This is a genomic window from Mesorhizobium qingshengii (genome assembly GCF_900103325.1).
In the GTDB taxonomy this organism is placed as follows: Bacteria; Pseudomonadota; Alphaproteobacteria; order Rhizobiales; family Rhizobiaceae; genus Mesorhizobium; species Mesorhizobium qingshengii.
On the sequence record NZ_FMXM01000029.1, the window covers coordinates 44,073 to 50,072 of the forward strand.

At 60.5% G+C, this 6,000-nt stretch carries 4 protein-coding genes and 1 tRNA gene; 1 reads left to right on the forward strand and 4 read right to left on the reverse strand.

Annotation, left to right across the window (positions count from 1 at the left end):
- Nucleotides 1–507: 507 nt before the first annotated feature.
- The 4 genes from BLS48_RS30865 to BLS48_RS30880 form a co-directional block, all read right to left on the reverse strand.
- The gene (locus BLS48_RS30865) at nucleotides 508–783 is read right to left on the reverse strand and encodes a hypothetical protein (RefSeq protein ID WP_091585940.1); all 276 of its coding nucleotides are present in this window, start codon (nucleotides 781–783) and stop codon (nucleotides 508–510) included.
- Nucleotides 784–1,804: 1,021 nt separating this feature from the next.
- Nucleotides 1,805–3,052, reverse strand: coding sequence for a type II toxin-antitoxin system HipA family toxin (locus BLS48_RS30870; protein WP_091585942.1), 1,248 nt, complete (start codon nucleotides 3,050–3,052; stop codon nucleotides 1,805–1,807).
- Entirely contained in the window at nucleotides 3,045–3,380 is a 336-nt protein-coding gene (locus BLS48_RS30875) for a helix-turn-helix domain-containing protein (RefSeq protein WP_091585944.1), read from the reverse strand. The genes BLS48_RS30870 and BLS48_RS30875 overlap by 8 nt, the downstream gene beginning before the upstream one ends.
- A gap of 1,066 nt (nucleotides 3,381–4,446) precedes the next feature.
- Nucleotides 4,447–4,523: transfer RNA gene (locus BLS48_RS30880), tRNA-Pro, on the reverse strand.
- Between the two features lie 200 nt (nucleotides 4,524–4,723).
- Between BLS48_RS30880 and BLS48_RS30885 the strand changes: the two genes are divergently transcribed.
- The coding region (locus tag BLS48_RS30885) for a phosphomannomutase/phosphoglucomutase (RefSeq protein WP_091585946.1) at nucleotides 4,724–6,000 on the forward strand (1,277 nt) is incomplete at its 3' end.

The window sequence follows — 6,000 nt, forward strand, 5'->3', positions numbered from 1 at the left end:
ATTGTGTCTTCGCGCCCAATCAACCGAACTTGGGGCAAGCGCAATCGTTCCCGGGGCCGGGCTTCAGTCGGGCAAAGCGCGGGACCTAAGTCTGATCGCGAAACGCAACGGTCGGAACATAAGCACTGCTCGGACCAGCCGCGGTTTCCGGAAGTCATTGAGCAAGTGTTGGCCAAGCGCGCTGGTTGCCTCCCCGATCTTCGCGGTCGCCATCACCTTCGATTGGAGTAAACCTTGGCTGACCACTCAGAACAATGCTCATCGGCGCAGTACGTCCCTTCCTGCGCCTCAAGTTACACCCCGGCCAGCCAGGATCGTGAGATGTCGCAAGAAGAGCGGATCAGCTCGATCCAACTGGGCGTTCCCAGATCGTCAACCGAAATCTCAGGTCTGGCCAGAAGTCAAAAGGCCCATCGGCTGAGCGGGTGCGCTCAAGCCTTCGTCAACTAAAGGATGACCGGATGGACCCGACCCCGATCGAAGAGCCGGGCTAGGCCGGATCGGTGATCAGTAATCGTTGTTCTCGATCACCACGGGGTGATGGTGACGGTGGACCGAGCCTGTGACAATGACGGTATCCGGACGATGATGCCGGCGGCCATGGTCGTAGAACGCAACAGTACCGTGGCGGCGGTGATGCAGGCGCTGGCCGTCCTCGTTGATGATCTTGATATTGCCGTGGTGTCGATGGTGCGTCCTGATGACAACATCAGACTGGGTTGCCGAAGCTACGGCCGGTAACGCCATGGAAAGCGCCAGTGCGCACATGATCATTGTTTTCATTTCAGGTTCTCCATTTCCTTGATTAGCCCTTCATTGGATAAACTGCCGCCGGTCATTTTGGTTCCGGTCTTCCGAGAGTCGGCCCGGACACTTGCGGCAAGGCAAAGGAGGAGCGATCGCATCGCCTAGGGCTGAGGAGGGGCTGCCTCTCGCTGATGGTATTTGGAAAGAACGATGTGGCCCGATGCATCGGTCATGCTCACATCGGGCAGCACGACGATCTGCCCCCTATGCGGCCGAAGGAAACATTCGTCTTGGCAATATACTTGGTAAAATAATGCATTCACCAAGGTAATTTGGCGATCTTGCCAATGGGGTGGAACGTTAGATGGACCTGATAGTTTTATCTCACACCCGACACCACGGTTTGGTGTCTGCTGAAGATCAGCTGGCAAAGGCTGATCGACCCGCATCTCCGCGAGAGGTGCGGGTTTCCCCACGCAACAGGAGACTGATCATGAACAATATCATCTGGCTCGTTGGAGCGGTGGTCATCGTGATAGCGATATTGAGCTTTTTCGGCCTCAGGTAAGCGGGACAACGGCTATCTCCGTCGCCTGCCGGAATGTGACCAGTCGGAGCCAAGCGCCGCAGAGTGTCGGCGAAGATCGATATTATGGTGGGTATTCCAGCATACACTCACTGGCGTAGTGCGATGCACCAGCTTGGGCGCCGATGTACTCGCCAACAGACCAACCAGATCGAGTTCGTGCGCCAGGAAGTCCAGTGAAGTGACTTTGGTAGAGATGGCGCGCGCTGTACGCGCACCATTTTCGATGACGGCCCAGCTGTTCGAAGAACCAGGCGACGGTCATTTTCCAGTTAGGCTGGGGCAAGGCGTCACTTAGGGCGACGCGAGCTGCGCAAACCCAGTGGATATCGGTCCTGCCTGTTGGAAGCCCCTTCGCGGGAGAAACGGTCTCAGTTCAATAAGGGGCGCGTGTTTCGAATCCAATCCAAGACGGGCTGTCCTGCGTCTCGTCGGGCTCGCCAGAATATGGGGCCAGCCGGCCAACGACCCTTAGAGCGCTAAAGCCCTCTGGACATCGTTGTGCTCGAAGGCGCTCGCCATGCGGTTGATCTCCGCCGATCGGGCGCCCACGGCTCTGGCAACATCGCGCCAAGCCGAAGTCACCGTGGCGACTTCCTTGATGATGGGGCGCGCCTGCGCGAGCGTCAGCGCAAAAAACCCGGCGGCGGCCTCCAGCAAGTCAAGCGAACACGTGCCTTCGTCCAGATCGATGTTGGTCGTCAGAACCCTTGGCTTGAGATCGGTCGGCACAGGATTGAGATCGTAAGCGGGCGAGAGCGACCATCCTGCCTTTCCCAGCCAGAGGAAACCATGGTTGCGTAGATGATCATCGACATTGGAAATCAACACGTTGAAGACGACACGGCGGTAGAGAGCATGAGCGTCGGTCTTTCCCTGCGCGCCTTGCTGCGCGAGCGCATCGACCATCTCCGGATAGCTGCCGCGCTCGCCGTCCCTGGCGCCCATCATCGCCATGGCGGACAGAAACGGGAAGCGGACCACGCCATCGCGATCGAAGCGTCTCGATAGCATCACGGGCTTACCGGCAACTTCGATGAGTTCGTGCCGCGGCGTGGCGATGCCGGCTTCGCCGGCAAGGCGCAACGCAATCTCTTCCCAGGTTTCAATGCTGTAATCGTCCGATTCTTTGGGAAACTTGGCGATGGCCAGGTGACCATGTTGGTCGATGACTGACGCCTTAGGTCGTGCGCCACCAAGGGATGAGCCGGGTGCGAAGATCATTTGCAGATCTTCGTCCGTCTCCTCGTCGCGCAAAATTCGCTCGGTGATTTGCAGTAGTCGGCCGAGTTCGATGAGGGCAGGGATGCCGTCACGGATTGGCGCCTGAAAGACCTCCGTGCCGACCAGGCGGAAGCGCAGCGCGCCAAGCCTTGTCTGGTCGGCGACGCCGAGAAGGTAGTCGCTCTCGGCAAGGGTACGAACAGCACGTTTCTCACGTTCGGCGAGACGCCGCTCGGAACGCTGCATGAGGCGTCGCCCCCAGGTGTCGGGCGCGGAGTCGCCGATGGAGCCGAAAGTCGCCAGTCCGGCAGGAGGCGCAAAGGCACCGCGGGTTAATGCCAGAGCCGGTTCCAGGGAGAACCGGTCCGGATCCCCGAGCCATGCGGCGTCATACTCGAAGAGGATAGTCTCGGTGCCGCGGACACGATTGCTTCGCGCCAGTCCAACAGGGCGCGTGCGTCCACCGAGCTCGATATGGACCTCGAAGTCAGCCATTGCGAGGCGTCTTGGGCGGCCGTTTGAGGTGGACGTGCTTGGGCAGTTCGGCGGTAGCCAGCGCCTGGCCTACACTATCGTTTGCGATGTCGGCGACCTGGCCCAGACCATCGAGCAGGCCAAGGGCCTGCAGAACGCCGGCATAGATGCCGATGCTGACATTCGTGTCGCCGGCCTCGACGCGTTGCAAGGTCGAGCGCGAGGTGAAGGCGCGCTCGGCCACCACTGCCATTGGGAGCCGCCGCCGTCGCCGGGCGTCGTGGATATCCGCCCCCAGCTTGCGCAGGGTGCGCCTGACCGCGGCTGGAGGATTATGGGGAGTGGGCATATGAGACCTTCGCACTACGAATACTGTAAGTATGTAGCACGAAGGTTACAGATCTTCCAGAGTGTCATTGCGGACGAACGTTATCCCGGTCTTCCTCCGCAGCCGGCGTCGTGGCCGGTCCGCCATGGAACGAAAATCTAAGCTAGCGTTCACCGGCGCAATGCGCTCCCGATCCGGGCTTGGGCTGATTGGCCCGCGAATCTCGCGAAACAAAGAACGTAACGCTGCGTGTGCAAAGCCGCTCGACTGCGGTTGGCTACGAGCTAAGCGCCGAGCTGCTCGGCGCCATGGTCGGCTCGGCACCACCCCTAGCGACCCAGAGGCGCATTTGTTTTTGTGGGTTAGCGGAACTATCGTACCGCTAACCCATTGTCTTCTCTCGTCGTCGAACTTCTTCGTCATGGTTTCAGGCAAGCGGCATTTTCGCGAAAGGCTAAATGCTTGATCTGACTGGCCCGAGTGGCAGATTTGAACCTGCGGCCCCCTCGTCCCGAACGATGGTATCTGCCCAGCAAATGCCTGGATTTCTGGGCTTTCCCATTACGGTCGGCGGCGTTTGTTCACCATTGCTTCTGATTTAACTGTGGGGTTTCTGGGGAGCCGCCGGGGTGTTCGTCCTCTGTGCCTTCGGCATGCGGACCACATTTTGCTGGAGCGCGACTTGGAGACTATCGCCTCTGCAGTATCGGCCTAGAAGTTTGGATGATGGTGACCATGGATCAGGCCGGGACTGATCGGCCGCGTAAAACACTTGTGCGGCGAGGAACGCCTCCGTCATGCATCACTGCAGGATTTTTGGGAGGAATGAGCAGACGTGGCAATAATTTGATGGAACTCCGGCTCGCCGGTGTTGGCGATCCGAATGTGAGCACCGTCCAGCACGATGGTGTCGTTATCGCGAGAACGACGGGCCAGCCAGTGAGACGGGCCAGCCAGTGAGAAGCAAGGCGGCGAGAAGGAAAGACATCGAACGACTATCCCTTCATCGCGGCCAGACGGAGATGCTAAACTGTGCGGAAATCCGTAGGCTGTCGGGAGAAACGGATACCTAAGTATCTGTTTTTTCTGGTCGGAGTGGCAGGATTTGAACCTGCGACCCCCTCGTCCCGAACGAGGTGCGCTACCAGGCTGCGCTACACTCCGTGACCAGACCGCGGGCTTATAGCCGCCGCACTCCGATCCTGCAAGCGGCAATGGCAGCACTTCGGTCGCATTTTCGTCCCCTTTCGTCACGCAATGTTGCGAACGCCCGGATATCCCTTAGGGATAAACACGGCTTAAAGGCTTGTGTGCTAGCCACGGCCTCTACAAGCCGTGTTCCAGTTGCTCGGAGTTTTCCAGTCTTGACCCCCAGGATCGTTGGCGAGGCCCGACCCAACAGCTTCGAATTCGAAACCTCGGCGCTGATCAAGGCGTCCGGCTTTCGCGAATACGATGCGCGCTGGTGGTTCGGCCATCCGGGCTCGACGCAGCCGCCGGAGCTCAACCTGATCGGCGTCCAGGCGCTCGGCATGGGGCTCGGCACGCTGATTCGCCGTCTCGGCGCCGGGCCCGATATCGTCACCGGGCATGATTTCCGCTCCTATTCGCTTTCGATCAAGCTGGCGCTGGTCTGCGGGCTGATGGCCGCCGGCGCGCGGGTGAGGGATGTCGGCCTGGCTTTGTCGCCGATGGCCTACTTCGCCCAGTTCGCCCTCGACACGCCTTCGGTCGCCATGGTCACGGCCTCGCACAACGAGAATGGCTGGACCGGTGTCAAGATGGGCGCGGCGCGGCCGCTGACCTTCGGCCCCGAGGAGATGAGCGCGCTGAAGGCGATCGTGCTGTCAGGCGATTTCGACCTTGCCGGTGGTGGCTCCTATGATTTCGTCCGCGATTTTCGCGCGACCTATCTCGACGATCTGACCCGGGACAAGCGCATCGCGCGAAAGCTGAAGGTGGTCGCCGCCTGCGGCAACGGCACCGCTGGCGCCTTTGCGCCGGAGGCACTGGAGCGCATCGGCTGCGAAGTGGTCCCGCTCGATGTCGAACTCGACCACACCTTTCCCCGCTACAACCCCAACCCCGAGGACATGCAGATGCTGCATGCCATCAGGGACAAGGTGCTGGAGACCGGGGCCGATGTCGGCCTTGGTTTCGATGGCGACGGCGACCGCTGCGGTGTCGTCGACAATGAGGGCAACGAGATCTTCGCCGACAAGGTCGGCGTCATGCTCGCACGCGACATCTCCAGCCAGCTTCCGGGCTCGACCTTCGTCGTCGACGTCAAGTCGACCGGGCTGTTCAACACCGACAGCGTGCTGCGTGCCAATGGCGCCGTCACCGACTATTGGAAGACCGGCCACTCCTACATCAAGCGCCGCGTCGCCGAGCTCGGCGCCGTCGCCGGTTTCGAGAAGTCCGGCCATTTCTTCTTCAACCCGCCGATCGGGCGCGGCTATGACGACGGGTTGGTCACCGCCATCGCCATCTGCCAGATGCTGGATCGCAACCCGGGCAGCTCGATGGCCGACCTCTACCGCGCGCTGCCGCTGACCTTCGGTACGCCGACGATGTCGCCGCATTGCGCGGACGATGTGAAGTATGGCGTGGTCGAGCGGGTGGTTTCCGATTTTCAGGC

Coding starts and splice junctions, on each gene's coding strand:
- BLS48_RS30865 (WP_091585940.1), bottom strand. CDS start 783: ATGAAAACAATGATCATGTGCGCACTGGCGCTTTCCATGGCGTTACCG.
- BLS48_RS30870 (WP_091585942.1), bottom strand. CDS start 3,052: ATGGCTGACTTCGAGGTCCATATCGAGCTCGGTGGACGCACGCGCCCT.
- BLS48_RS30875 (WP_091585944.1), bottom strand. CDS start 3,380: ATGCCCACTCCCCATAATCCTCCAGCCGCGGTCAGGCGCACCCTGCGC.